This window comes from Cellulosimicrobium sp. CUA-896 (genome assembly GCF_001942335.1).
Taxonomy (GTDB): Bacteria; Actinomycetota; Actinomycetes; order Actinomycetales; family Cellulomonadaceae; genus Cellulosimicrobium.
The window spans coordinates 33,992-59,738 of record NZ_MKKH01000016.1; the positions used below are offsets into that span (position 1 = coordinate 33,992).

Consider the following 25,747-nt stretch of genomic DNA (forward strand, 5'->3'; position numbering starts at 1 on the left):
CCGGCCGGCCGCACGTCAGCCCAGGTGGCCGCCCCGGAGCGACGCGTTGCCCTCCGGGTTCTCCTGCGGGGTGAGCGGCTCGAACGGCGTGACCGGGTCGCGCAGCTCGCTGCGCTGGTCGCCGAGCTCGGCGAGCAGCGCGTACCGCGCGTCGCGGCGACGGCGCTGCTCGTCGGGGTCGGGCACCGGCGCCGCGGCGATGAGGCGCCGCGTGTACTCCTCGCGCGGGTCGTGCAGGACGTCCGCGCGCAGGCCCTGCTCGACGATCCGGCCGTTCTGCAGCACGACCACGCGGTGCGCGAGCAGGTCGATCACCGCGAGGTCGTGGCTGACGAACAGGCAGGCGAACTGGTATCGCTCCTGCAGGTGCGTGAACATCTGCAGGACGCTCGCCTGGACGGACACGTCGAGCGCCGACGTGGGCTCGTCGGCCACGAGCAGCTCGGGGTCGAGCGTGAGCGCGCGGGCGATGCTCACGCGCTGGCGCTGACCGCCGGACAGCTCGTGCGGGTACCTGTTGTACGCGGTGCGCGGGAGCTCGACCGCGTCGAGCAGCTCGTACACGCGCTCCTGCTGGGAGCGGGCGTCGCCGACCTGGTGGACGACGAGCGGCTCGGCGATGCAGTCGCCCACGGGCATGCGCGGGTTGAGCGACGCCGCCGGGTCCTGGAAGACGACGCCGATGCGCTTGCGCAGCTCCTTGAGCTCGCGCTTGCGCATCCGGCCGAAGTCCTCCCCGAAGATCGACACGGACCCGCTCTCCGCGGGGATGAGGCCGAGCGCGCAGCGGGCGATGGTCGACTTGCCGGAACCCGACTCCCCGACCAGCCCGACGATCTCGCCCTTGCGCACCTGGAACGACACGTCGTCGACGGCGCGGAACGGCGCCTTGCCGAGACGCTGGTACTCGATGACGAGGTTGCTCAGGTCGAGCGCCGGGGCGTCGGCCGAGTCGGGGTGGTCGACGACGTCCTCGGCGGAGGTCCCGAACTGCCCCGGGCCGGACCCCAGGTGCGGCACGGAGCCGAGCAGACGCTTCGTGTACTCGTGCTGCGGCCGCGTGAGCACCTGCTCCGCCGTGCCCATCTCGACGAGGTCGCCCTTGAGCATCACCGCGACGCGGTCCGCCATGTCGGCCACCACGCCCATGTTGTGCGTGATGAGGAGGATGCCCGTGTCGAGCTTGTCCTTGAGCGAGCGCAGCAGGTCGAGGATCTCCGCCTGGACCGTGACGTCGAGCGCCGTGGTGGGCTCGTCGGCGATGATCACCTTCGGGTCGCAGCTGATCGCGAGCGCGATGACGACGCGCTGGCGCTGACCGCCCGAGAGCTCGTGCGGGTACTGCTTGAGGCGCCGCTCCGGCTCGGGGATGCCGACCATGCGCAGCAGCTCGGCGGCGCGCGCGTCGGCCTGCCTGCCGAAGGCGATGCCGTGGAGCTGGAGCGCCTCCGTGAGCTGGTCCCCGATCGTCAGCACGGGGTTGAGCGCGGTCATCGGCTCCTGGAACACCATGGCGACGTCGTTGCCGCGCAGGCGGCGCAGGCCGCGCAGGTCGAGGTCGCTGAGGACCTTGTCGCCGACGCGGACGGTGCCCGAGACCTTCGCGTTCTTCGGCAGCAGGCCGAGCGCGGTCATCGACGTGACGGACTTGCCGGAGCCGGACTCGCCGACCAGCGCGACGACCTCGCCCGGGTGCACGTCGAGCGTGATGCCCTTGACGGCGTGCACGGTGCCGAACTCGGTGCCGAAGCGGACGTCGAGGTCCTCGAAGGCCAGCACGGCGTCCGACCGGTGGCCGACCCCGTCCTCGGTGGTGATGTCGAGGGTCGTCATCAGGCCTTGCTCCTGTTCTGGCGGGGGTCGAACGCGTCGCGCAGACCGTCACCGAGGAAGTTCACCGCGAGGGCGATGGCGAGGATCATGATGCCCGGCCACCAGAACAGCCACGGACGCGTGGTGAAGGCGTTCTGGTAGTCGGAGATGAGCAGCCCGAGCGACGTGCTCGGGGCCTGGACGCCGAACCCGAGGTAGGACAGCGACGTCTCGAGGAGGATCGCCTGCGCGATGGCGAGCGTCGCCGACACGATGATGACGCCGATCGCGTTCGGCAGGATGTGCTTGGTGATGATGCGCCCGGCGCCCGTGCCCACGGCGCGGGCCGCGGTGACGAACTCCCGCTCGCGCAGCGACAGCACCTCGCCGCGCACGAGGCGGGCGAGACCGGTCCACGTCACCGCGCCGAGCACGAGCGTCAGGCCCCAGATCCCCCAGTCGCGGGCGATCGCGCCGAGCACCGCCGCGAAGACCAGGAGCGGGATGATGATGAACAGGTCGGTCAGGCGCATGAGCAGCGCCTCGATCCAGCCGCGGTAGTACCCGGCGAGCGCGCCGATCAGGGTGCCGAGGAAGGTCGAGATCAGGCCGACGCCGAGCGCGATGATCAGCGACTGCTGCGTGCCGCGCATGACGAGCGCGAAGTAGTCCTTGCCGATGGTGTCCTGGCCGAACGGGTGCTCCCACGACGGCCGGCCGCCGTTGACGACCTGACCCGCGAGCGTGTAGTCGTGCGGCCACCAGCCCGGGATCGGGCCGATCCCGATCGACGTGAACGCGACGATCGTGATCACCACGAGCACGACGAGCGACGCCATGGCCCCCTTGTGCCGGAAGAACCGGCGGCGCACGAGCTGGCCCTGGCTGTACGACTTGCCGTCGTGCGGCTCCTCGTCGATCGCGATCGCCGTGGACTTGGCGCCGATCGCGTCGGTGCCGCTCACGCCCACGATGGGCTCGAAGGACTCGTCGCCCTGCTGCGCGCGCCGTGCGCGCTGGTCGTCTTCACTCATCGCGGTCTCCGGGGGTCTTCGCGCGGGCCGTGCAGGTCGTGCGCCCGCTCGTCGAGTTCGTCGTGCCGACCGCGCGGGTCGGCTCCATGAGGTACGTCACCGCGCTCACCGCCGGATCCGCGGGTCGAGGTACGCGTAGGCGATGTCCGCGAGCATGTTCATGACGATCGCCGCGATGCCCGTGACGAGGAAGAACGCCATGACCGGGTTGGGGTCGACGTTGTCGAGGCCCGTGCGGAACAGCTCGCCCATGCCCTTCCAGCCGAACACCGTCTCGGTGATGACGGCACCGCCGATGAGGCCGGCGAAGTCGAACGCGACGATCGTCGTGATGGGGATGAGCGCGTTGCGGAACGCGTGCTTGGTGATGACCGCGCGCTCCGACAGTCCCTTCGAGCGCGCCGTGCGCACGTAGTCCTGGCCCATGACCTCGAGCATCGACGAGCGCGTGTAGCGGCTGTAGGAGGCGACCGAGATGAGCGTGAGCAGGATGGTCGGCAGGATGAGCTGCGCGCCCTTGTCGAGGAACGACTCCCAGAAACCGCCCGTGAAGTTCGGCGTCTCCGCGCCGATCGTCGAGATCGGGCGCGACTTGAGGTCGAGGAAGCTCGAGAAGTGCGCCATCGCGATGTCCGCGACGACGAGCACGCTCATGATCACGCCCGTGATGGCCGAGGCGAACATCGCCTGCCGGCGGGAGTACCCGCCCCACAGGTAGCCGACGAGCAGGGAGAGCGCGATCGCGAGCACGAAGAGCCCGATGAGCACCCACCAGCCGCTCGGCTCGACGAGGAGCCCCGCGAACGCGAAGTACGAGACGATGCCGACGACGACGGTCGTGAGCGTCGCGTAGAGCACCCGCCGGTTGGCGAGGCCCGTGACGAGCGACGTGACGAGCACGGCGGCACCGGCGCGACGAGCGTCACGACGACCGGCCCCATGAACGGGTTGCGGTACCAGTCGAGCGCGTTGAACACGAACATCACGACCGCGGCGAAGACGAACGTCGCTCCTGCGGTCAGCAGCCGGCGCCGCGCGTCACCGCCGAGCACGGCCTGCGCGAGGAACGCGAGCAGTGCCGCGATGAGGAGCACGGCTGGTGGACTCACCCAGCCGTCGGCGATCCAGTCGTTGTAGCGGATCGCGCCGTACTCCTTGAGCAGCACCGCGGCCCAGAAGACCGGGAGCGAGAAGAAGAGGAAGGCACCGAACGTGACGGTGTAGTCGAACCCGGAGTACTGGCGGATCGCGGTGAGGATGCCGAGCGCGACGCCGACGATGATGGCGAGGACGGTCGCGATGACGACGAGGCGCAGCGTCGAGCTCGCCGCCTGACCGAGGAGGCTCCCGACGTCCCGGTTGGTCCGGTCGACGCCGAGGTCGCAGTTGAGCGTCACGCAGCCGGCGACGCCGCGGAGCCAGTTCCAGTACCGGAGGTACCACGGGTCGTCGAGACCCATGAACGCGGTGCGCGCGGCGATGAGCTGGTCACGGTTCTCGTTGTTGGACTCACGGAGGTCCTCGAGGGGGTCGCCCGAGTTGATCACCATGATGTACAGCAGGAACGACGCGCTGAGAAGCACCAGGAACGAGATCCCGATGCGCCGCAGGATGAATCTGAGCACGGGTCTACCCTTCAAGCCTGGCGCCGGTCGGGCGCCTGCTCCGTGTGGGACAGCAGGTCACTGTATGCCACCGGATGACGAACTCCTGCATCGTTCCTGTCCGAGCACCCGTGTGGGGCAGGAGGCGGCGCCTCCTGCCCCACAGGGTGCCCGTCAGGACGTGCTCACGGAGCGAGTGCTACCGGGAGCGGCTCAGCTCACTGAGCCACGTACCACTGCTCCGCGTTCCAGACGACCGTGCTCTGCGTCGCGGTGTCGCGGACGTTCTGGAGGTTGGAGTTGTAGGCGACGACGCCCGGGTGGGCGAACACCGGGATGCCGAACAGCGTGTCCCAGAGCTGCTTCTCGATGACCTTGGTCTGCTCGAGGTGCACCTCGGGGTCGACCGACGACGCGAGCGCGTTCCACGCCTCGTCGACGACGGGGTCGCTGTACTCGCCGTAGTTCTGCGGCTGGCCCGTCGCGTAGATGTTCTGGCCCGAGGCGATCTGGCCCGAGCCGGCCCACGCGAAGAGCGCGACCTCGTAGTCACCGTTCGGCAGGATGTTGTCGAAGAAGTCCTCCGCGCCGACGTCCTGGATCTGGAAGCCCGCCTGGTCGCAGCTGGACTTGATGAGGGCGACCTGGTCGCTGCGGCGCGGGTTCGGCGCCGAGTAGCCGATGCGGACCGTGACCGGCGTCGGGACGCCCGCCTCGGCGATCTTGGCCTGCGCACCCTCGATGTCGACCTCGTCGTAGCGACCGTCGTACGCCGCCTCGACGACCTCGTCGTAGTCCTCCTGGAAGGGGAACACCTCACGGAGGTTCATGACCTCGGCGTCGGGGTTGATCGGCGCGATGAGGTTGTCGATGATCTGCTGGCGCGGCACGCACATCGCGAACGCCTCGCGCAGGGCCAGGTTGTCGGCGAAGACGTTGCCCTCGCGGAAGTTGAAGTCGAGGTGCTCCCACGTGAGCGAGGAACCGGTCTCGACCGTGACCGTGTCGCCGATCGCCTCGAGCTGGCCGAGCGTGTCGACCGTCGCCTGGGGCTCGATGACGTCGAGGTCACCGTTCTGCAGCGCCTGGACGTGCGTGTCGGCCGCGGTGAAGCGGAACGTCATCTCCTGGGTCGCGGCCGGGGTGCCCCAGTACTCCTCGTTCGCCGTGAGCGTGAGGGACTGGCCGGCGGTCCAGCCGTTCTCCTTGAACGTGTACGGGCCGGACGACGGCACGAGCGCCGGGTCGGGCAGCTCGCCGGGCGTCTGGGACAGCCAGCCGGTGTTCCAGAACTCGGCCAGCGGCGCGAGCTGGGCGTAGTCGCGGTCGCGGACGGCCGTGACCATCTCCTCGGTCGTCATGCCGGCCTGCTCGGCGGCGACGTGCGCCGGGAGCGGCGCGGCGACCAGGATCTCCCAGTCCGCGTAGACCGTCGGGTAGTTGAGCACGAACTCCTTGCCGTCCGCCTCGCCCTCGGGGCCCTCGGGGACGTACTCGCCGTAGGTCAGGCCGGAGACGTGGTTGAACAGCCCCGTCGCGGGGTCGTCCTCGGTCGGGATCGCCTGCGCGGCCCAGTCGAGGACGAAGTCGGCGACCGTGATCGGCGTGCCGTCGGACCACGTCGCGTCGTCGGCGATCGTGTAGGTGACCTGCAGCGGGTCCTCGTTCGTGACCTCGTAGGTGCCGAACGTCTCGTCGTGGCAGATCGTGCCGTCGGTGCCGAAGTAGAAGAACTGGCCCTGGATGCGCTCCGTGACGACGGAGTTGTACGTCGAGTACGTCTCCGGGGTCCACGAGTTGTAGCCGAGGAACTCGTCCTCACCCACGGAGAACGAGACGTTGCCGTCCTGCGTCTCCGAGATGCCGGTGTCCTGCTTGCAGGGGTCGTCGGGGTCGATCTCCGCCGCGGCCGAGCTCTCCGTCGAGTCCGGCTCGTCGTCGTTGCCCGCGGGGCTCGTGCACGCTGAGAACAGCAGTGCACCGGTGGCTGCCACCGCGATGGCAGCGCTCGTGCGCCTGATCTTCAATGTTCCTCCTCCAGGGGATGGTGGGCACGCCCCGGACGTCAGCTCGTCCGGGCCGCCCCGACCGGCATCTCCGGACGAGCCGGTGTGCATGGTCGGGTGACGCCCACCACGGTTTCGGGAAACGCTACCTACCAAGTTGCGCAGGTTGTCCGGATCGCCTGGTTGCCGGAGGTGATCGTTACCGAGTTGATACTGGTCGGTACGGGGCCGACGCGAGGGGGAAATCGACCGGAAACACACCCGGAACAGCGGCCCGCGAGGCTGTGACCTGCACCACTGCGCGCGGGGGGCGGCACGATCACCCCGCGCGAGCACCGTCCGTCACGGTCGTGCGCGACGACGCACGTCAGACGTTGAAGCGGAACTCCACGACGTCGCCGTCGGCCATCACGTAGTCCTTGCCCTCGACGCGCGCCTTGCCCGCCGCGCGCGCGGCCTGCACCGAGCCGGCCTCGACGAGGTCGGCGAACGAGACGACCTCGGCCTTGATGAAGCCGCGCTCGAAGTCGGTGTGGATGACGCCGGCCGCCTGCGGGGCCGTCCAGCCCTGGCGGATCGTCCACGCGCGCGACTCCTTGGGGCCCGCCGTGAGATAGGTCTGCAGGCCGAGCGTGTCGAACCCGACGCGCGCCAGCTGGTCGAGCCCGGCCTCGGTCTGACCGCTCTCGGCGAGCATCTCGCGCGCCTCCTCGGGCTCGAGCTCGACGAGCTCGGACTCGAACTTCGCGTCGAGGAAGATCGCCTGCGCCGGGGCGACGAGCGCGCGCAGACGTTCCTGCATCGCGTCGTCGGCGAGCCCCGCGTCGTCGGTGTTGAAGACGTAGATGAACGGCTTCGCGGTGAGGAGCTGCAGGCTCGCGACCTCGGCGAGGTCCAGCCCCCCGGCGGACGCCCCCTGGAAGAGGGTGGTCCCCTCCTCGAGGATCGCCTGCGCCTTCTGCGCCGCGGCGAGCAGTGCCGCGTCGCCCTTCTTGATCTTGACCTCCTTCTCGAGCCGCGGCAGCGTCCGCTCGAGCGTCTGGAGGTCGGCGAGCACGAGCTCGGTGCTGATGGTCTCGATGTCGCCCTCGGCGTCGACCGATCCCTCGACGCGCACGACGTCCGGGTCGGAGAACACGCGCGTCACCTGGCAGATGGCGTCGGCCTCGCGGATGTTGGCGAGGAACTTGTTGCCCAGGCCCTCGCCCTCGCTCGCGCCTTGACGATGCCCGCGATGTCGACGAACGACACGGTCGCCGGCAGGACCTTCTGGCTGCCGAAGATCTCCGCGAGCGTGTCGAGCCGCGGGTCCGGCAGCGGCACGACACCCACGTTCGGGTCGATCGTCGCGAACGGGTAGTTCGCCGCGAGGACCTGGTTGCGCGTCAGGGCGTTGAAGAGGGTGGACTTGCCGACGTTGGGCAGGCCGACGATGCCGATAGTGAGAGCCACGGGCCACCATCCTACGCAGGGCGGCGCCCCGGCTCCCGGCCGGGGCACCGCGTGCGTCAGGCGTACGACATGACGCGCTGGGAGCAGCTCGGCGCCGGCGGTCGTACCGCGCGCGCCCCACCGGCGCCGAGCACCAGCACGACGGCGCCCAGCACCGGCCCGACGGCGAGGCTCACCCAGCCGAGGACCGCCGAGGGCAGGACGACCGCGAGCACGCCGGGGACGAGCACCGGCAGCGCCAGCGCGAGCACGAGCGCCATCGCGACGGTCTGGGACGCCATGGTCGCCATCGCGGCGCCCTGCGGGGACTTGAACGGGCTGTCGCCCGGCTTCGGCACCGGGTAGAGCAGACGAGCCGAGGCCGCGCTCGAGACGCCGAGCGAGACCAGGAGCAGTCCGAGCGTGAGGCCGAGGACGGCGGGGAGCGCGTCCCAGCGGCCCGCGACCGCGACGGAGATCACGGCGAACAGGACCGCGACGGGGATACCGCCGACGAGGACCGGCACCGCCCGGCCCCACCGGTCGGCGCGGCCGCCGACGCCCGTGGACACGTGCAGCGCGAACGCGGTGTGGTCGTAGGCGACGTCGGCCGAGACCGCGAACCCGAGGATCCAGGCCGTGATCGGCCCGAGCACGAGGAAGATCTCCGATCCCGGCCCGCCGCCGACCGCGAGGAGCACCACGGGGATGAGCGGGACGACGGCGATGGACCCCGAGTAGCGCGGGTCGCGCAGCCAGTACGTCGCGGTGCGCGCCGCGACGGCCCCGGTCGGCGTCGCGGGGAAGCGCGAGAACATGCCGAGACCCTCGCCCGGCCGCCCGCGCCGTGCGTCGGCGGGGTCACGAGCGCCCGCGCGAGCGACCGGTCCCACACGACCCACGCGACGGCGAGCGCCACGAGCGCGACGACGAGGCGGGCGAGCGCGAGCCCCCACGCGCCGTCGTGCACGGCGGCGCCGAGACCCCAGGGCGCGCCGAACGGCGTCCAGGCCACGACGGCCGCGAGGCGCTCGACGAGGTCGCGCACGCCCTCGCCGTCGACCGGACCGTCTCCCATCTGCGACGCGAACCATCCGAACGCGGGCCCGACGAGCATGAGGGGGACGAACGCCGCGATCGTCACCACCTCGCGGTAGCGGCGGGACTCGAGCAGCGGGGCGAGCGCCGTCGTCGTGGCGCGCGAGCCGACGACGCACAGCGCGAGCGCGAGCAGCGCCCCGACGAGCGCCGCGAGGACCGCGAGCGGCGTGCGCCACCAGGCGAAGGAGACGCCGAGCGCCGACAGGCCCGTGGCGATGCCGGGGATCGACACCGTCCCGGCGAGCGCGAGGCCGGCGAGGAGCCGGCGCTGCGGGATGCCGAACAGCACGAAGCGCTGGGGGTCGAGCGTCGCGTCGACGCCGAACGCGAAGAGCGGGACGATCCACCAGGCGAGGACCGCGACGGCACCGACGAGCACCGTGACGGCCCCGGCGAGCACCGGGTCGCTCGTGCCGAGCGCCACCGTGCCCGTCACGACCAGCCCGACGACGAAGAGCCCGTAGAGCGAGCCGATCACGAAGCCGATCGTCTGCCACGCGCTCCGGCGGAACGCGTTGGCCATGAGCGTGAGCTTGAGCCTTACGAGCTGCGCAGCCATGCCAGCCCCTCCGACGCGTGCGGCCGCCGACGAGCTCGACGAACCGGTCCTCGAGGCTCTGCCCGTCGCGCACCTCGTCCACGGTCCCGGCCGCGAGCACGTGCCCGCCCGCGACGACGGCGACGTGGTCGCACATGCGCTGCACGAGGTCCATGACGTGCGAGGAGACGACGACCGTGCCGCCCGAGCGGACGTAGTCGGCGAGGATGTCACGGATGTTGGCCGCCGACACCGGGTCGACCGCCTCGAACGGCTCGTCGAGGACGAGCACCTGCGGCGCGTGGATGAGCGCCGTCGCGAGCGCGATCTTCTTCGTCATGCCCGCGGAGTAGTCGACGACGAAGGTGTTCGCGTCGTCCTGGAGGTCCAGCGCGGCGAGGAGGTCGGTCGTGCGCTCGGCGACCGTGTCCCGGTCCATGCCGCGCAGCAGGCCCGCGTAGGTGAGGAGCTGCGCGCCGGTGAGCCGGTCGAAGAGACGCACGCCGTCGGGCAGGACGCCCAGGCGGCGCTTGCCCTCGACGGGGTCGGCCCACATGTCGGTGCCGTGCACGTGCGCGCTGCCGAAGTCGGGGCGCAGCATGCCGGTCGCCATGGAGAGCGTCGTCGTCTTGCCGGCGCCGTTCGGGCCGACGAGACCGTAGAACGAGCCCGCGGGGACGTCGAGGTCGACGCCCGCGACGGCGACCTTCTCGCCGAACCGCTTCCACAGCCCGCGCAGCGACAGCGCCGCGGTCGGGTCGGGAGCCGCGACCCGCTGCTCCCCCGGCGCGGGCGCGGGGACCTGCGCGGCGGGAGCGGGGACGGGGCCGGCGGGCGGAGGTTCGTGCGTGCGGTCGACCATGGCGCCCAACCTAGCGGAGCGTCCGACGGCTCCACGGTGCCGTTTGTCACGACGCGCCGGGGCGTGCGCCAGGTCACCGCCGGGCTGTCGGTGCCGCGTGCGAGGGTGCCGCCATGGACTCGTGGGCGCTGTTCTCGGTCGGGCTCGTGCTGGGCATCGTCGTCGGCGCGGTGCTCGTGCTCGTCGTGCGGCGCACGTCTCCCGACGGCGCGGCCGCCGAGGTGCGCCGGCTCAGCGCGCTGCTCGGCCAGGCCCAGCAGGACGCGGCGCGTGGCGCCGGCCTCGCCGAGCGGCTCGATGCGGAGCGCGAGGCTTCGACCGGCAGCTCGCCGCGGAGCGCGACGCGTTCGTGCGCCAGCTCGCCGCCGCGCAGCGCAGCGCCGACGAGCGCCTCGACCTCGCGCGCGCCGCGCACGAGCAGCAGCTCGCCGACGTCCAGGAGGCCGCCGCGCGGCGCGTCGCCGAGGTCCAGGGCGACCACCGCCGCATCGAGACGCAGTTCGAGGCGCTCTCGCGACGCGCGCTCGCCGCGACGTCCGAGCAGTTCCTCGCCCACGCCGAGGAACGCCTCCGGCACAGCCACGAGACCGGGGCGGCGGAGCTCGCGAAGCGCGAGGAAGCCGTGCGCACCCTCGTCGAGCCGCTCGCGCGGTCCCTCGAGCAGATGCGCGCCGAGGTCGCGGCCGCGGAGAAGGCCCGCGCCGCCGGCCACTCCGCCCTCGCGGAGCACCTGCGCCAGCTCGCCGAGGCGAGCGCCGACCTGCGCAGCGGGACGAACGACCTCGTCACGGCGCTGCGCTCCTCGCAGACGCGCGGGGCGTGGGGCGAGCTCCAGCTGCGCCGCGTCGTCGAGGCCGCCGGGATGCTGTCGCGCGTCGACTTCACGGAGCAGGCGCACGTCGCCACCGAGGACGGCGCCCTGCGCCCGGACATGGTCGTCCACCTCGCCGGCGGCAAGAACGTCGTCGTCGACTCGAAGGTCGCGTTCCTCGGCTACCTCGAGGCGCAGCAGGCGTCCGACCCGGCCGTGCGGGAGGACCGCCTCGACGCGCACGTGCGGCACATGGTCAAGCACGTGGACGACCTCGCGTCCAAGCGCTACTGGGCGCAGTTCAGCCCCACGCCGGAGTTCGTCGTGATGTTCGTCCCGGCCGAGCCGTTCCTCGCCGCGGCCGTCGAGCGGCGCCCCGACCTGCTGGAGTACGCGGCCCGGCGCAACGTCGTCGTCGCGACGCCGATGACGCTCGTCGCGCTGCTGCGCACGGTCGCCTACGCGTGGCAGCAGGACGCGGTCACCGACAACGCGCACGAGGTGCTGCGCGCCGGCAAGGAGCTGCACTCGCGGCTCGTGACGACGGCGCGGCACGTGACGAAGCTCGGGCGGTCGCTGAGCGCGGCGACGAAGGACTTCAACGTCTTCGTCGGGTCGCTCGAGACCCGCGTGCTGCCTCAGGCGCGCCGCCTCGTCGACCTGCACGTCGTCGACGAGTCCGAGCGCATCGGCGCGGTCCGCGTCGTGGACGACGTGCCGCGGCCCGTCACGCAGCCCGAGCTCGTGGCCGCGGCGTCCGACGCCGTCGTCGCGATCGACGACCGCCCGGGCGACGACGAGGACGGGACACGCCAGGCGTTCGCCTGATGCGTCCGCGCCGGGCTGCCGGCCGCGGGAGCGGCGGGCGGGGCGCGGACGTCAGACCGGCTGGACGGACAGGGAGCGACGCCCGCCGCGCCCCGGACGGGCGCCGGGGCCCGTCGCGCCGAGGTCGGCGCGGAGCTCGCGCGGCAGGGAGAACATGAGGTCCTCGGTCGCGGTGCGGACCTCCTGGACGTCGCCGAACCCGCGCTCGGCCAGGTACGCCAGCACGTCGTCGACGAGGATCTCGGGCACCGAGGCACCCGACGTCACACCGACCGAGGTCGCGCCCTCGAGCCAGGTCTCGTCGATCTCGCGCGCCCGGTCGACGCGGTACGCCGCACCCGCGCCCGCCTGGAGCGCGACCTCGACGAGACGCACCGAGTTGGAGGAGTTCGCCGAGCCCACGACGATCACGACGTCCGCGTCCGGCGCGAGCTTCTTCACGGCGACCTGGCGGTTCTGCGTGGCGTAGCAGATGTCGTCGCTCGGCGGGTCCTGCAGCGTCGGGAACTTCTCGCGCAGGCGACGCACCGTCTCCATCGTCTCGTCGACGGACAGCGTGGTCTGCGAGATCCACACGACCTTCTCGGGGTCGCGGACCACGACGTCGTCGACGGCGTCGGGCGAGTTGACCACCTGCACGTGCTCGGGCGCCTCGCCGGCCGTGCCCTCGACCTCCTCGTGGCCGTCGTGGCCGATGAGCAGGATGTCGAAGTCGTCCTTGGCGAAGCGCACGGCTTCCTTGTGCACCTTGGTCACCAGCGGGCACGTCGCGTCGATCGTGTCGAGGTTGCGGGCCGCGGCGGACGCCTTCACGGCCGGCGAGACGCCGTGCGCGGAGAAGACCACGCGGGCGCCCTCGGGCACCTCGTCCGTCTCGTCGACGAAGACCGCGCCGCGCTCGCTCAGCGTCTCGACGACGAACTTGTTGTGCACGATCTCCTTGCGCACGTACACGGGCGCGCCGTAGTGCTCGAGCGCCTTCTCCACCGCGACGACGGCGCGGTCGACGCCCGCGCAGTAGCCGCGGGGGGCGGCGAGGAGGACGCGCCGTCCGGTCGCGGCCGTGGTCGCGCTCGCGGCCGGCTGGGCGAGGTCGGCGGGCTGGGCTGGCGTGGCACTCACGCCCGCCAGTCTAGGTGACCTGCCCGTCCGCGCCCGGGTCGGGGGCCGGTGGTCCGCGACACTCCCCCGCGCCTGCACACGACCGTCACACCCGGTCGCCGGCGGCGTCGCGCACCCTCGCCCGTCCATGGTGTCGTGCCGAACCCCGGTCTGCGCACCGATCCGGGTCCCGAACGGTGGACGACCCGGGGTTCGGCACCGGACCGCGCCGCCGAACGGTCGACGACCCGGGGTTCGGCACGCGACGACGCCGCGGGTCGTGGCGGGAGGACGGGGCGGGGCGGCCGCCGGTGGGGTGGCCGTCGGTGGGATGCGGCAGGCTGGTCCCGTGACCGCCTCGCTCCCCCTGCCCGACGGCGTGGACGCCCCGCGCCGTCCGGCGTCGCGCCACGAGCTCCCCGCCCGGGCGCTCGACACGACGGCGGAGCACCCGTGGCCGGTGCGCCTGCTCTCGCGCAAGATCGAGCAGTACGTCGACCGCATGGCGCCCGTCTGGGTCGAGGGACAGGTCGTGCAGCTCAACCGCCGACCGGGCACGTCCACGGCGTTCCTCACGCTGCGGGACACGGACCAGGACATGTCGCTGCCCGTGTCGGCAGCCGTGCGCGTGCTCGACGGAACGCCCCTCGAGGAGGGCGCGCACGTCGTCGTGCACGCGAAGCCCGTGTTCTGGTCCCGGCGCGGCACGCTGCAGCTCCAGGCGCGCGAGATCCGGCCGGTCGCGTCGGCGAGCTGCTCGCGCGGATCGAGCACCTCCGGCGCGTGCTGGCCGCGGAGGGGTTGTTCGACGCCGAGCGCAAGGTGCCGCTGCCGTTCCTGCCGCGCGTCGTCGGCCTGGTGTGCGGGCGCGAGTCCAAGGCGGAGCACGACGTCGTCGTCAACGCCCGGGCCCGGTGGCCGCAGGTGCGGTTCGAGATCCGCGAGGTCGCGGTCCAGGGCGTGCACGCCGTCGAGCAGGTCGGGGCCGCGCTGCGCGAGCTGGACGCCCACCCCGACGTCGAGGTCGTCGTCGTCGCCCGCGGCGGCGGCTCGGTCGAGGACCTGCTCCCGTTCTCCAACGAGGCCCTGGTGCGCGCCGCGGCAGCGTGCCGCACGCCGATCGTCAGCGCGATCGGCCACGAGACCGACTGCCCGCTGCTCGACCTCGTCGCGGACCACCGCGCGTCGACGCCGACGGCCGCCGCGAAGCGGATCGTCCCCGACGTCGCGGAGGAGCGCTCGCGGATCCGACAGGCCCGTGCGCGGGCGCGCACGGCGGTCGAGGCCCGTGTCGCCCGCGAGCAGGCCGCGCTCGACGCCGTGCGCTCGCGCCCCGTCCTCGCGTCCCCCGAGGTCGTGCTCACCGACCGCGCGGAGCGGGTCGCCGGGCTGCGCGACCGCGGCCGGCGCGCGCTCGAGGCGTGCCTCGTCCGAGGCGCCGGCGAGGTGGGCCGCCTCGAGGCGCAGGTGCGCGCGCTGTCGCCCGCCTCGACGCTCGAGCGCGGCTACGCCGTCGTGCAACGCGGCGACGGGCACGTCGTGCGCTCCGCCTCCGACGTGGCCGTCGGCGACGCGCTGCGCGTGCGCCTCGCCGACGGGCAGCTCGCGGCACGGGTCGTCAACGACGACCACGCCTCGCACCCCGACCACCGTTCCCGCGCAGATGAGGTTGAATGACGCCGTGACCGATTCCGACAACGCTGTCAGCCCGGACGTCTCGACGCTGACCTACGAGCAGGCGCGCGACGAGCTCGTGCAGGTCGTCGCCCGCCTCGAGGCCGGCGGGGAGCCGCTCGAGGCGTCGCTCGCCCTGTGGGAGCGCGGCGAGGCGCTGGCCGCCCGCTGCCAGGAGTGGCTCGACGGCGCGCGGGCGCGGCTCGACGCCGCACGCGCCGGCGACGGCGCCACGGGCGACGCGTCAGACGACACCTCCGGAGGAGACCGATGAACCCCACCGCCGCTGCGTCCCCCGACGACCGGTCCGTCCCCGTCCACCCGGGCCCGGTGCGCGCCGACGGGCACGCGCTCGTCGTGGGCGAGGCGCTCATCGACGTCGTGCACCGCGCCGACGGCAGCGTCGACGCGCTGCCCGGCGGGAGCCTCGCGAACGTCGCCCTGACGCTCGGCCGGCTCGGCCGGGACGCACGTCTCGTCACGTGGATCGGCGCCGACGAGCGCGGCGACGCGATCCGCGCGTGGCTCGCGGGCTCCGGCGTGGTGCTCGCGCCGGGCAGCTCGGACGCGCCCTCGACGAGCGTCGCGACGGCGCACCTCGACGGCGACGGCGCCGCGACCTACGAGTTCGACCTCGAGTGGCAGGTCCCGCCGGGCACCGCCGCGACGGCGAGCACGCTCGTGGTGCACACCGGCTCCATCGCCGCGGTGCTCGAGCCCGGCGCGAGCGCGGTCCGCGACCTCGTGGCCGACGCGCGCCGGACCGCGACCGTCACCTACGACCCGAACGCCCGCCCGGCGCTCATGGGCGAGCCGGGCGACGCCCGCGAGCGCATCGAGGCGATGGTGGCCCTGGCCGACGTCGTCAAGGTGTCCGACGAGGACCTCGAGTGGCTCGTGCCGGGCGGCGACGCGGTCGAGGTCGCGCGCGCGTGGCTCGCGCTCGGCCCCGCGCTGGTCGTCGTCACGCTCGGGGGCGCGGGCGCGTCGCGCTGACGCCCGGCGGGCAGCAGCGCGTGGTGGCGCCGCACGTCGAGGTGGTCGACACCGTCGGCGCGGGCGACTCCTTCATGGGCGCGCTGGTCGACGGCCTGTGGGACGCGGGCCTGCTCGGCGCGGACCGCCGCGACGCGCTGCGCGCGGTCGACGTCGACACCCTCGCGGACGTGCTCGAGCGCTGCGCCGCCGTCGCGGCGATCACCGTCTCGCGCGCGGCGCAACCCCCCGCGGCGCGAGGAGCTGTCCCCGGTCTGACGGTCAGACCCGCGCCTCCTGCTTCTTCGCGCGCTCGAGCGACGCGCGGCGGTCCTCCTCGTTCTCGCGCTCGACCCGCTCGGCCTCCTCGGGGTCGCGCGTGAGGTTCTCGCTCGACTCGGGGTCGAAGATCATCATCTTCGTCGGGTCGAACCAGAGCTCGGTCGTCTCGCCGTCGCGCACGCGCGACGCCGAGTCGAGGGCGACGACGAACTGGGTGCGCATCCCCTCCCCGTCGAGCTCGCGGTCCAGCTCGTCGAGCATGCCCTTGACGGAGTCCGGCATCTCGAACGGCACGTAGGCGTACAGGTCGGCGCCCAGCCACTCGGTGACGTCGACCTGGGCCTCGAACGTGTGGCCCCGGTCCTTCTTCGACGGGTCGACGAGACGGGCGTCCTCGAAGTGCTCCGGACGCAGCCCGACGATGACGAGGTCGCGCTCGCCGACGACGTCGCGCACGCGGTCCGGGAGGTCGAACTCGCCGAACGGCAGCGCGATGCGCCCGCCCGAGACGCGGCCGGGCAGGAAGTTCATCGGCGGCGTGCCGATGAACCCCGCGACGAACAGGTTGACCGGCTGCTCGTAGAGCCCGCGTGGGCTCGCGACCTGCTGGAGCACGCCCTTGCGGAGGACGGCGACGCGGTCGCCGAGCGTCATCGCCTCGGTCTGGTCGTGGGTCACGTAGACGGTGGTCGTGCCGAGGCGGCGCTGCAGCCGCGCGATCTCGGTGCGCATCTGACCCCGGAGCTTCGCGTCGAGGTTCGACAGCGGCTCGTCGAAGAGGAACGCCTTGGCGTCGCGGACGATGGCACGTCCCATCGCCACGCGCTGGCGCTGCCCGCCCGACAGGTTCGCGGGCTTGCGGTCGAGGTGCTCGCGCAGGTCCAGCAGGTCGGCGGCGTGCTCGACCTTCGCGCGGATCTCCTGCTCGCTGTGCTTGCCCTTGGCGAGCCGCAGCGGGAACGCGATGTTCTCGGCGACGGTCAGGTGCGGGTACAGCGCGTAGTTCTGGAAGACCATCGCGAGGTCGCGGTCGCGCGGGGCCTTCTCATTCACGCGGCGGCCGTCGATCTCGAGCTCGCCCGCGGTGATGTCCTCGAGCCCGACGATCATCCGCAGCACGGTGGACTTCCCCGACCCCGACGGGCCGACGAGGATGACGAACTCGCCGTCGGCGATCTCGAGGCTCACGTCGTCCACGGCGAGGAAGCCGTCGCCGTAGCGCTTGACGATGTCCTTGAGGGTGATCGACGCCATCAGCTCTCTCCTCGGGTTCGGCGTGGTGGGTGCGGGGCGGTGGCGGGCGGGAGGTCGGTCGTCATCCCTTCACCGCCCCCTGGGTGAGGCCGGAGACGATCTGGCGCTGGAAGAGCACGACGAGGACCACGACCGGGATCGTCACGACGACCGCCGCCGCCGAGATCGCGCCCGTCGGCTGCTCGAAGTACGAGGCGCCCGTGAAGAACGCGAGCGCCGCGGGCACGGGGCGCGCCGCGCTCGTCGACGTGAGCGAGATGCCGTAGACGAAGTCGTTCCACGCGATGAAGAACGCGATGAGCGCGGTCGTGAAGACCCCGGGCGCGGCGAGGGGCACGATGGCCTTGCGGAACGCCTGCCACGGCGTCGCCCCGTCGACCTGCGCGGCCTGCTCGAGCTCCCACGGGATCTGCCGGAAGAACGCCGCGAGGGTCCAGATCGAGATCGGCAGGGTGAGGGACAGGTACGGGATGATCAGGCCGAGCCAGGTGTCGTAGAGCCCGATGTTGCGCCACAGGTTGAACAGCGGCGTGACGATGGACACGACGGGGAAGATCGAGACGCCGAGCGCCGTCGTGAGGATCAGCCGCTTGCCGGGGAACGCCAGGCGCGCGATCGCGTACGCGCACAGCGTGGCGAGCACGACGGCGATGAAGGTGGCGATGAGCGAGATGCCGATGGAGTTGCGCAGCGCCGACAGGAACAGCTCCTGCGCGGACCCCGACGGCGACAGGATCTGCTCGTAGTTCTCCGAGCTCCAGCTCGGCGGGAGGAACGTGCCCGAGTTGATCTCGGCCGACGACTTGAAGCTCGTCATGAAGATCGACAGCACGGGGAACAGCGACCCCACGAGCACGACGACCGTGATGACGGCCCACCAGACCCGGGCCCGGGTGCTGAGCACGCTGCCCATCACTTCTCCCCTCTCGCGCCGGCGAGGTCGACCTTGAAGAGCTTGATCGCCACGAAGCAGATGGCCACGACGCACAGGAACAGCAGCACGGAGATCGCGGAGCCCATGCCGATCTGCAGCTGTCCGATGGACGTGCGGTACGCGAGGAGCGAGAGCACCTCGGTGTTGTTCGCACCGTTGGTCATGATGAAGACGTTGTCGAAGATGCGGAACGCGTCGAGCGCGCGGAACAGGACGGCGACCATGATCGCGGCCTTCATGTTCGGCACGATGACGCGCGTGAACCGCTGCCACGCCGTCGCGCCGTCGACCTTGGCCGCCTCCTCGAGGTCGCCCGGGACCTGCGCGAGGCCGGCGAGGAGCAGCAGCGAGATGAACGGCGTCGTCTTCCACACCTCGGAGGCGATGATGACGAACAGGCTCGTGCCGAACTGCGCGAACCAGTTGAGGTCGGAGCTGATGCCCGGCACCCAGTCGAACCAGTTGTTGACGTAGCCGGACGTGATGTCGAACGCGTAGAACCACGCGAACGCCGAGACCACGGTGATGATCCCGTAGGGCACGAGGATCGCGGTGCGCAGCAGGCCGCGCAGGCGCCGGATGGCGCGGTGCATGACGAGCGCGAGCGCGAACCCGAGCACGAGCTCGACCGCCACCGTGATGACCGTGATGAGCATCGTCACGCCGAGGTCGCGCCACCAGACGGCGTCCGTGAGGATCACGGCGTAGTTGCTCAGGCCGACGAACGCGCGCTCGTCGGGCGCGGTGAGCTTGTAGTTGAAGAGCGAGTCGTACACGGCCTGGAGGATCGGGTACAGCGTCACCGCGAGCATGACGACGAACGCCGGCCCGGCCAGCATCCAGCCGAGGCGGGCCTCCGCCCGCGCGCGGTCGCTGCGCGCCGCCTTCGCCGCGCGGTCCTCGCCCGTGCCGTCGTCGATCTCGACGTCCTTGGCGCTTCCCGGGATCGTGGTGCTCACAGGAGTCGCTCCCCTCGCAGGACCGCGGTGATGTAGTCGGTGGACCGCTCGGGCGTGGTCTGCGGGTCCACGTCCGACGGCGGGTACCACGTCTGCTGGAGGCCGGTCGAGACCTCGTTGTAGAACGGCGTCTTGGGGCGCGGCGCCGCCTGCTCGAGCGAGTCGCGGATGAGGTCGGCCATGGGGAACGTCTCCTGGACCTCGGGGTCCTCGTAGGCCTCCGTGCTCGCGGGCGGGTTGCCGTCGGTGACGAAATAGGCGGCCTGGTTCTCGGGGCTCACGATGCACTCGGCCGCCTCGTACGCGAGCTCGGTGTGCTCGCCGAACGCGCCCACCCCGAGGCTGATCCCGCCGTACGGGGGCCGGGCGTCCTCGCCCTCGACCGTCTGCGGGTACAGCGCCCAGCCGATGTCGTCGAGCACCGCCTGGTCCAGGGCCCCGGACTCGACGGCGTCCTGGGTCGAGGACCACACGAACGGCCAGTTCACCATGAACGACGCGTCGTCCCCCTGGAAGAGCTCGAGCGAGGCGGACTCGTTCTCGCTCGGCAGGCCGGGGCCACCCAGCCCGGAGGTCCCGATCTCCCCCATGATCTGCGCCGCCTCGCGTCCGGCGTCGGACTCGAGCCCGAGCTCGATGTCCTCGGCGGGCGCCTCCGGGTTCTCGACGACGTGGCCGCCGCCGCCCTCGACGAGCGCGTTGATCCACACGGTCAGCGACTCGGCCTTGGCGCCCTGCACCGCGAGCAGCTTGTCCTGGCTGCTTGCCGCCTCCATGATCTGCTCCCACGAGACCGGCTGCGACATGTCGAGGCCGGCCGCCTCGGCGACCGACGTCCGGTACCACAGCAGCTGCGTGTTGGCCCAGAACGGCACCGCGACGAGCTCGTCCTTCCACGTGGACCCGTCGATCGCGCCCTGCACGACGTCCTCGGTCGTGGCCTCGGCGACGTCGTCGGGCACCGGGGCGAGGAACTCGGCCTCCGCGAACTCCGCGATGAAGACGGGGTCGAGGCTCATGAGGTCGATCGAGGAGTCCTTGGCCGCGAGCCGGCGCGCGAGCTGCTCGCGCTGCGACGCCGCGTCGCGCGGCAGGAGCTCCGTCACGATCCGGTAGGCGCCGCCCGACTCGTCGGAGCACGCGGCGGCGATCGTCGCCTGACCGCCCGCGTCGGGATTGATGTACCACGTCAGCTCCGGCGTGCCGCCCTCCCCCGTGGCACACGCCGCGAGCGGAGCGGCGACCCCCAGGACGGCGAGCACGGCGAGCGGGCGGGTGCGTCGTCGCACGGCGGCTCCCTTCCTCCGCGCGGCCTCCCGGCAGGGACGCCGTCTGCCTCAATGGCTACACCCGGCGTACCGGTTTCGCCACGCGACGCCTGCGACCTGCGGGGTCGCGGTGCGCGATCATGGGGCCATGACGAGCACCGCGACCACCTCCCCGAGCACCCCGCCGAGCACCCCGGCCGAGGCCTGGGCGACGCTGCGCGCCGGCAACGACCGGTTCGTCGCCGACGCCCTGCTGCACCCGTCGCAGGGCGCGGACCGGCGCCGCGAGACGGCCGGCGCCCAGCACCCGCACACCGTCCTGTTCGGGTGCTCGGACTCGCGCGTCGCCGCCGAGATCGTCTTCGACCAGGGACTCGGCGACATGTTCGTCGTGCGCACCGCCGGGCACGTCGTCGACACGACGGTCCTGGGGTCGATCGAGTACGGCGTCGAGGTGCTGTCGACGCCGCTCGTCGTCGTGCTCGGGCACGACTCGTGCGGCGCCGTGGCCGCCGCCGTGCAGACCCTGTCGACCGGTGCGCAGGCCGACGGCTTCGTCCGTGCCGTCGTGGACCGCGTCATCCCGTCGATCGCGAAGATCACCGGAGCGGGCGGCGGCTCCCTCGAGAGCCTCGACCCCGCCCGGCTGCGGCGCGAGCACGTGCGGAACACGGTCGACATGCTCCACTCCTACTCGGCGGGTCTCGCGGCCGCCGTCGCGGAGGGCCGCTGCGCGATCATCGGCGTCGAGTACGACTTCGCCGAGGGCCGTGCCCGGCTCGTGGACGTCGTGGGCGACGTCGGCGAGGAGCCGGTCGCCGACGACGAGCGCTGACGAGCGCCGCCGACCCTCCGGGTTCGGAACGGCGCGCGCCGTTGCGGCACGATAGGAGCATGACTGCTGCAGCCACCGACGGCTCCCCCGAGTTCCGCATCGAGCACGACACGATGGGCGAGGTGCGGGTCCCCGCGCAGGCCCTCTACCGCGCCCAGACGCAGCGCGCGGTCGAGAACTTCCCGATCTCGGGCACGCCCCTCGAGCGTGGTCACATCGAGGCGCTGGCTCGCGTCAAGAAGGCCGCGGCGCGGGCGAACGCGGAGCTCGGCGTGCTCGACGCCGACGTCGCGGCCGCGATCGTGGCGGCGGCGGACGAGGTCGCGTCGGGGGCCCATGACGAGCACTTCCCGGTCGACGTCTTCCAGACCGGGTCGGGCACGTCGTCGAACATGAACACGAACGAGGTGCTGGCGACGCTCGCGACGCGCTCGCTCGGGCGCGACGTGCACCCGAACGACCACGTCAACGCGTCGCAGTCGTCGAACGACGTCTTCCCGACCTCGGTGCACGTGGCCGCCACGGCGGGCGTGGTGCGCGACCTCGTGCCCGCGCTCGAGCACCTCGCGGGCGAGCTCGAGTCGAAGGCCGAGGAGTTCGCGACGGTCGTCAAGTCCGGCCGCACGCACCTCATGGACGCCACGCCCGTCACGCTCGGCCAGGAGTTCGGCGGGTACGCCGCGGCGGTCCGCTACGGCGTCGAGCGCCTGCAGGCCGCGCTCCCGCGTGCCGCGGAGGTCCCGCTGGGCGGGACCGCGGTCGGGACGGGCATCAACACGCCGGCGGGCTTCCCGCAGCGCGTGATCGAGCTCCTCGTCGAGGACACCGGCCTCCCGCTGACGGAGGCGCGCGACCACTTCGAGGCGCAGTCGGCGCGCGACGGGCTCGTCGAGCTGTCCGGCGCGCTGCGCACGATCGCCGTGTCGCTCACGAAGATCTGCAACGACCTGCGCTGGATGGGGTCGGGGCCGAACACGGGCCTCGGCGAGATCTTCATCCCCGACCTGCAGCCCGGGTCGTCGATCATGCCGGGCAAGGTCAACCCCGTCGTGCCCGAGGCCGTCCTCATGGTTGCCGCGCGCGTAGTCGGCAACGACGCGACGGTCGCGTGGGCCGGCGCGTCGGGGAGCTTCGAGCTCAACGTGCAGATCCCCGTCATCGCGCAGGGCGTCCTCGAGTCGGTCCGCCTCCTCGCGAACGCGTCGCGCGTCCTCGCCGACCGGACCGTCGCGGGGATCACCGCCAACGTCGAGAAGGCGCGGGCGTTCGCCGAGTCGTCGCCGTCGATCGTCACGCCGCTCAACCGCGTCATCGGGTACGAGGCCGCGGCGAAGGTCGCCAAGCACTCGGTCGCGGAGGGCGTCACCGTGCGCCAGGCCGTCGTCGACCTCGGCTTCGTCGAGCGCGGCGAGGTCACCGAGGAGCAGCTCGACTCGGCGCTCGACGTGCTGTCGATGACGCGCCCGCCGCGGGGCTGACCGCACGGCCCTGCCCCACCCGGGTGGCCGGGTGGGGCAGGGCGCAGCGCCGGATCAGCCGAGGTGGACGGCCTGGTGGTCACCCGCCGGGAGGAGGCGCTCCTTCGGACCGCGCACGAGCGCGAACGCAAGGATCGCACCCAGCGCCATGGTGACGGCGCCGGCGACGAAGACCGCCGAGTAGCCGTCGACCAGATCGGCCGGCCCCGGGACGCCCGACGCCGGCAGCGCGCCCGCGTAGACCGTCGTGAACACGGAGAGCCCGACCGACCCGCCCACCTGCATCGCAGCGTTGACGGTCGCGCTCGCCGCGCCGGCGTCGTGCGGCGCGACGCCCGCGAGGGCGACGTTCTGCAGGGGCACGAGGACCATCGCGAGCCCGACGCCGAGGACCACCTGGGCCGGGAGGACCTGGGCGGCGTACGCGCCGTCGACCGTGATACGGCTCAGCAGGAGGAGGCCACCCGCGGCGATCGCGGGCCCGGCCACCATGAGCGGACGCGGCCCGACGCGCGGCAGGAGCGCCGTCACGACCGGCGTCATGACGAGGATGACCACCGTCATCGGGACCGAGCCCAGGCCGGCGCGCACGGGCGACAGACCCATGACGATCTGCAGGTGGAACGACAGGTAGAGCAGCGCCCCGATCATGAGCGTGCCGACGACCGCCTGGAGGAGGAACGCGCCCGCGCGGACGCGGTCGCGGACGACGCGCAGCGGGAGGAGGGGCTGCGCCGTGCGCGCCTCGACGACGACGAACAGCACGAGCAGGACCACGCCGGCGACGAGGAACGCCACCGTGTCCGGCGCGGTCCAGCTGTGCTCGGCCAGGGTGAGCCCGTAGACGAGCGCACCGAGCCCGACCACCACGAGGACGGCGCCGAGGACGTCATACCTGTTGTCCCCCTCGGCCCGGCTCTCGCTCACGAGCAGCTGGGCGGCGACGAAGGCGACCACGACGACGGGCACGTTGACCCACAGGCACCAGCGCCAGTCGGTGTACTCGGTGAGGAGACCACCGAGCAGCAGACCGACCGCCGCGCCGACGCCCGCCACGGCGCCGAAGACCGCGAACGCGGCGTTGCGCTCCGTTCCTCGCGGGAACGACACGGTGAGCAGCGCGAGCGCCGCCGGAGCCAGGAGCGCGGCGAACGCGCCCTGGACGCCGCGGGCCGCGACGAGCTCGACGCCGTCGCGTGCGAACCCGGCGACCAGGGACGCGAGGCCGAAGCCCACCATCCCGACGAGGAAGGAGCGCTTGCGCCCCCAGTAGTCGGCGACGCGCCCGCCGAGCAGGAGGAGGGCACCGAAGGCGAGCGCGTACGCCGTGACGACCCACTGGCGCTGCGCGTCGGTGAGACCGAGCTCGGCCTGGGCCTGCGGGAGGGCGATGCTCACGATCGTCCCGTCGAGCACGACGAGCAGCTGCGTGGCCGCGAGGACCACGAGGATCCACCAGCGGCGGGACGAGGGCGGTTCGTCCGCGGGACCGGTGGTCGGTGCCGCGGCGGTGTCCGCGGGGGCGCCGCAGGGGCAGGAGTGGGGGGAGAGAGGCGTGACGACACGGTGCGACCTTCTGCGCGGGAGGGGTGATCATGGGGTTTCCAGCCCGGACCGGCGCGCTGCGCGATGCACAGACGCCCGGCCGCTCCAACCGCGGGGTCGGACAGACGCGCCATCGTAGCGCGCCCGCGGGTCAGTGGTCCGCCGGGTCGACGCGACGCAGGACGACGGCGAGCAGCCGCGCGAGCGTGGCGCGGTCGGCGTCGGACAGGTCGGCGAGGGCGCGATGCTCGAGCGCGACCTGGTGCGGGAAGACGTCGTCGACGAGCGCGCGGCCGGCGTCGGTGAGCTCGACGACGACGCCACGCCGGTCGCGCTCGAGCACCGTCCGGGCGACGAGCCCGGCGCGCTCGAGACGGTCGAGCCGCTTCGTGATCGAGGCGCCCGGCGCTCCGGTCATCGTCGTCACCTCTCCGGCGCGCAGCGGACGGCCGGTGCGCCGCAGCGCGGCGAGCACGTCGAGCTCCGGGCGCGTGACCTCCCGATCCGCGAGCACGGCGTCGACCTGGGCGTCCAGCAGGCCGGAGATCCGGCGCAGCCGCGCGGTGACCTCTGCCGCCGACGTGTCGAGCCCGGGCAGCTGCTCTGCCCACTGCTCGCGCACCCGCTCGACGTAGTCCACGAGCCCAGGATAGGCCGACGCGGGTGCTATTTCACTAGTAAAACACTGCGAAAGGACCGGGTATCGTGGTCGCCGATGCCCCTCCGCGTGCCCTTCTCCGTGCCTTTCTCCGTGCAGCTCTCCCTCGCTCCCGTCCGCCCGACCGCCCGCACCGTCCTCGACCCCGCACACCTGCCGCGAGGCGCTGCGAGCGCACCCCGCCGAGGCGACGACCGCCGCCGCCCTGCGGTGCGGCGCCACCGTCGCCCTCGCGCTCGCCGTCCCCGGGCTTCTCGGCCGACCGGACCTCGCGGCCTTCGCCTCGCTCGGCGCGCTCACCTCCCTCTACGGCCGCCACGACACCTACCGGCGCCGCGCGTCGCTCCTCACCGCGGTGGGCGTGCTCATGACGGCGAGCGTCGCCGCCTTCGCGACCCTCGCCGCGCTCGGCGTCCCCAGCGCCGTCCTCCTCCTCGGCGTCGCGGCGCTCGCCGCGGCCACGACCGCGTTCTGCCTGCTCGTGCGCACCGGTCCGCCCGGCGCGACGATCGTCGTCTTCGCCGCGAGCGCGGGGCTCGCGGGCTCCCCCGGTCTCGGCGACGTCGTGCCCCGCACGGTCGCGGCCGGGCTCGGTGCCCTGCTGGCGTGGCTGGTCTGCATGGCCGGGGTGGTCGCGCGCCCGTCGCGCCCGCGAGCCTCGCCGTGCGGCGGGCCGTGGACGCCGCCCGCGCCGCGCTCGACGGCACGCACGACACCTCGACCCGCACGCCGCCGAGCTCGCGCGCGCCGCCGTCGC

Annotated in this window: 18 protein-coding genes and 5 pseudogenes; 7 read left to right on the top strand and 16 right to left on the bottom strand. The window is 72.7% G+C overall.

What is annotated here, in order from left to right:
* Positions 1-15: 15 nt before the first annotated feature.
* The 9 genes and pseudogenes from BJF88_RS06935 to BJF88_RS06965 form a co-directional block, all read right to left on the bottom strand.
* Positions 16-1,833 carry an ABC transporter ATP-binding protein gene (locus tag BJF88_RS06935; protein ID WP_075828269.1) on the bottom strand — a complete coding sequence of 606 codons (1,818 nt, stop codon included), beginning with the start codon at positions 1,831-1,833 and terminating at the stop codon, positions 16-18.
* Positions 1,833-2,846, bottom strand: a complete 1,014-nt coding sequence (locus BJF88_RS06940; protein ID WP_083648942.1) for an ABC transporter permease — start codon at positions 2,844-2,846, stop codon at positions 1,833-1,835. The genes BJF88_RS06935 and BJF88_RS06940 overlap by 1 nt, the downstream gene beginning before the upstream one ends.
* Positions 2,847-2,951: 105 nt before the next feature.
* On the bottom strand, positions 2,952-3,596 hold the full coding sequence (locus tag BJF88_RS23215; protein ID WP_369824507.1) for an ABC transporter permease: 645 nt from the start codon (positions 3,594-3,596) through the stop codon (positions 2,952-2,954).
* Positions 3,503-4,471 (bottom strand): hypothetical protein, encoded by a 969-nt coding sequence (locus BJF88_RS23220; RefSeq protein WP_369824508.1) that lies wholly within the window; start codon positions 4,469-4,471, stop codon positions 3,503-3,505. Before BJF88_RS23220 ends, BJF88_RS23215 begins: the two co-directional genes overlap by 94 nt.
* A 197-nt stretch (positions 4,472-4,668) precedes the next feature.
* The gene (locus BJF88_RS06950; RefSeq protein ID WP_075828270.1) at positions 4,669-6,477 is read right to left on the bottom strand and encodes an ABC transporter family substrate-binding protein; all 1,809 of its coding nucleotides are present in this window, start codon (positions 6,475-6,477) and stop codon (positions 4,669-4,671) included.
* Between the two features lie 346 nt (positions 6,478-6,823).
* Positions 6,824-7,908, bottom strand: a pseudogene (ychF, locus tag BJF88_RS06955) (redox-regulated ATPase YchF).
* A gap of 56 nt (positions 7,909-7,964) precedes the next feature.
* On the bottom strand, positions 7,965-8,369 hold the full coding sequence (locus tag BJF88_RS21545; protein ID WP_255371833.1) for a hypothetical protein: 405 nt from the start codon (positions 8,367-8,369) through the stop codon (positions 7,965-7,967).
* Entirely contained in the window at positions 8,366-9,547 is a 1,182-nt protein-coding gene (locus BJF88_RS06960) for a hypothetical protein (protein WP_255371834.1), read from the bottom strand. The genes BJF88_RS21545 and BJF88_RS06960 overlap by 4 nt, the downstream gene beginning before the upstream one ends.
* Positions 9,529-10,388, bottom strand: a pseudogene (locus BJF88_RS06965) (ABC transporter ATP-binding protein). The gene BJF88_RS06960 and the pseudogene BJF88_RS06965 overlap by 19 nt, the downstream one beginning before the upstream one ends.
* Positions 10,389-10,737: 349 nt before the next feature.
* On the opposite strand from BJF88_RS06965, the gene rmuC reads away from it, so the two are divergent.
* Entirely contained in the window at positions 10,738-12,027 is a 1,290-nt protein-coding gene (rmuC, locus tag BJF88_RS06970) for a DNA recombination protein RmuC (protein WP_075828271.1), read from the top strand.
* Between the two features lie 51 nt (positions 12,028-12,078).
* Here rmuC and BJF88_RS06975 read toward each other — a convergent pair whose 3' ends face one another.
* A complete protein-coding gene (locus tag BJF88_RS06975; protein WP_075828272.1) occupies positions 12,079-13,149 on the bottom strand; it encodes a 4-hydroxy-3-methylbut-2-enyl diphosphate reductase in 1,071 nt (356 codons plus the stop codon).
* A 310-nt stretch (positions 13,150-13,459) separates the two neighbouring features.
* On the opposite strand from BJF88_RS06975, the pseudogene xseA reads away from it, so the two are divergent.
* From xseA to BJF88_RS06990, 3 genes and pseudogenes are all read left to right on the top strand, one after another.
* A pseudogene (xseA, locus tag BJF88_RS06980) lies at positions 13,460-14,805 on the top strand (exodeoxyribonuclease VII large subunit).
* A complete protein-coding gene (locus BJF88_RS06985) occupies positions 14,792-15,076 on the top strand; it encodes an exodeoxyribonuclease VII small subunit (RefSeq protein WP_083648944.1) in 285 nt (94 codons plus the stop codon). The pseudogene xseA and the gene BJF88_RS06985 overlap by 14 nt, the downstream one beginning before the upstream one ends.
* Positions 15,073-16,160 (top strand): annotated as a pseudogene (locus BJF88_RS06990) (carbohydrate kinase). The gene BJF88_RS06985 and the pseudogene BJF88_RS06990 overlap by 4 nt, the downstream one beginning before the upstream one ends.
* On the opposite strand, the gene BJF88_RS07000 reads toward BJF88_RS06990, so the two are convergent.
* The 4 genes from BJF88_RS07000 to BJF88_RS07015 form a co-directional block, all read right to left on the bottom strand.
* Complete coding sequence (locus BJF88_RS07000; RefSeq protein WP_075828276.1) at positions 16,060-17,313, bottom strand: ABC transporter ATP-binding protein; 1,254 nt, start codon at positions 17,311-17,313, stop codon at positions 16,060-16,062. The pseudogene BJF88_RS06990 and the gene BJF88_RS07000 sit on opposite strands and share 101 nt — an antisense overlap.
* A gap of 61 nt (positions 17,314-17,374) precedes the next feature.
* Positions 17,375-18,226 carry a carbohydrate ABC transporter permease gene (locus tag BJF88_RS07005; RefSeq protein WP_187346203.1) on the bottom strand — a complete coding sequence of 284 codons (852 nt, stop codon included), beginning with the start codon at positions 18,224-18,226 and terminating at the stop codon, positions 17,375-17,377.
* The gene (locus tag BJF88_RS07010; protein ID WP_255371835.1) at positions 18,226-19,167 is read right to left on the bottom strand and encodes a carbohydrate ABC transporter permease; all 942 of its coding nucleotides are present in this window, start codon (positions 19,165-19,167) and stop codon (positions 18,226-18,228) included. The genes BJF88_RS07005 and BJF88_RS07010 overlap by 1 nt, the downstream gene beginning before the upstream one ends.
* 35 nt (positions 19,168-19,202) lie before the next feature.
* Positions 19,203-20,495, bottom strand: a complete 1,293-nt coding sequence (locus BJF88_RS07015) for an extracellular solute-binding protein (protein ID WP_075828278.1) — start codon at positions 20,493-20,495, stop codon at positions 19,203-19,205.
* 127 nt (positions 20,496-20,622) lie between these two features.
* Between BJF88_RS07015 and BJF88_RS07020 the strand changes: the two genes are divergently transcribed.
* Both BJF88_RS07020 and BJF88_RS07025 read left to right on the top strand, forming a co-directional pair.
* Positions 20,623-21,309, top strand: coding sequence for a carbonic anhydrase (locus BJF88_RS07020; RefSeq protein ID WP_075828279.1), 687 nt, complete (start codon positions 20,623-20,625; stop codon positions 21,307-21,309).
* A 59-nt stretch (positions 21,310-21,368) separates the two neighbouring features.
* On the top strand, positions 21,369-22,787 hold the full coding sequence (locus BJF88_RS07025; protein ID WP_075828280.1) for a class II fumarate hydratase: 1,419 nt from the start codon (positions 21,369-21,371) through the stop codon (positions 22,785-22,787).
* Positions 22,788-22,841: 54 nt separating this feature from the next.
* Here the strand turns inward: BJF88_RS07025 and BJF88_RS07030 are convergent, their stop codons facing one another.
* Together BJF88_RS07030 and BJF88_RS07035 are read right to left on the bottom strand one after the other, a co-directional pair.
* Positions 22,842-24,233, bottom strand: coding sequence for an MFS transporter (locus BJF88_RS07030; RefSeq protein WP_075828281.1), 1,392 nt, complete (start codon positions 24,231-24,233; stop codon positions 22,842-22,844).
* A gap of 250 nt (positions 24,234-24,483) precedes the next feature.
* The gene (locus tag BJF88_RS07035) at positions 24,484-24,972 is read right to left on the bottom strand and encodes a MarR family winged helix-turn-helix transcriptional regulator (RefSeq protein ID WP_083648946.1); all 489 of its coding nucleotides are present in this window, start codon (positions 24,970-24,972) and stop codon (positions 24,484-24,486) included.
* A gap of 385 nt (positions 24,973-25,357) precedes the next feature.
* On the opposite strand from BJF88_RS07035, the pseudogene BJF88_RS07040 reads away from it, so the two are divergent.
* Positions 25,358-25,747: pseudogene (locus BJF88_RS07040) on the top strand (hypothetical protein); the annotation flags it as partial.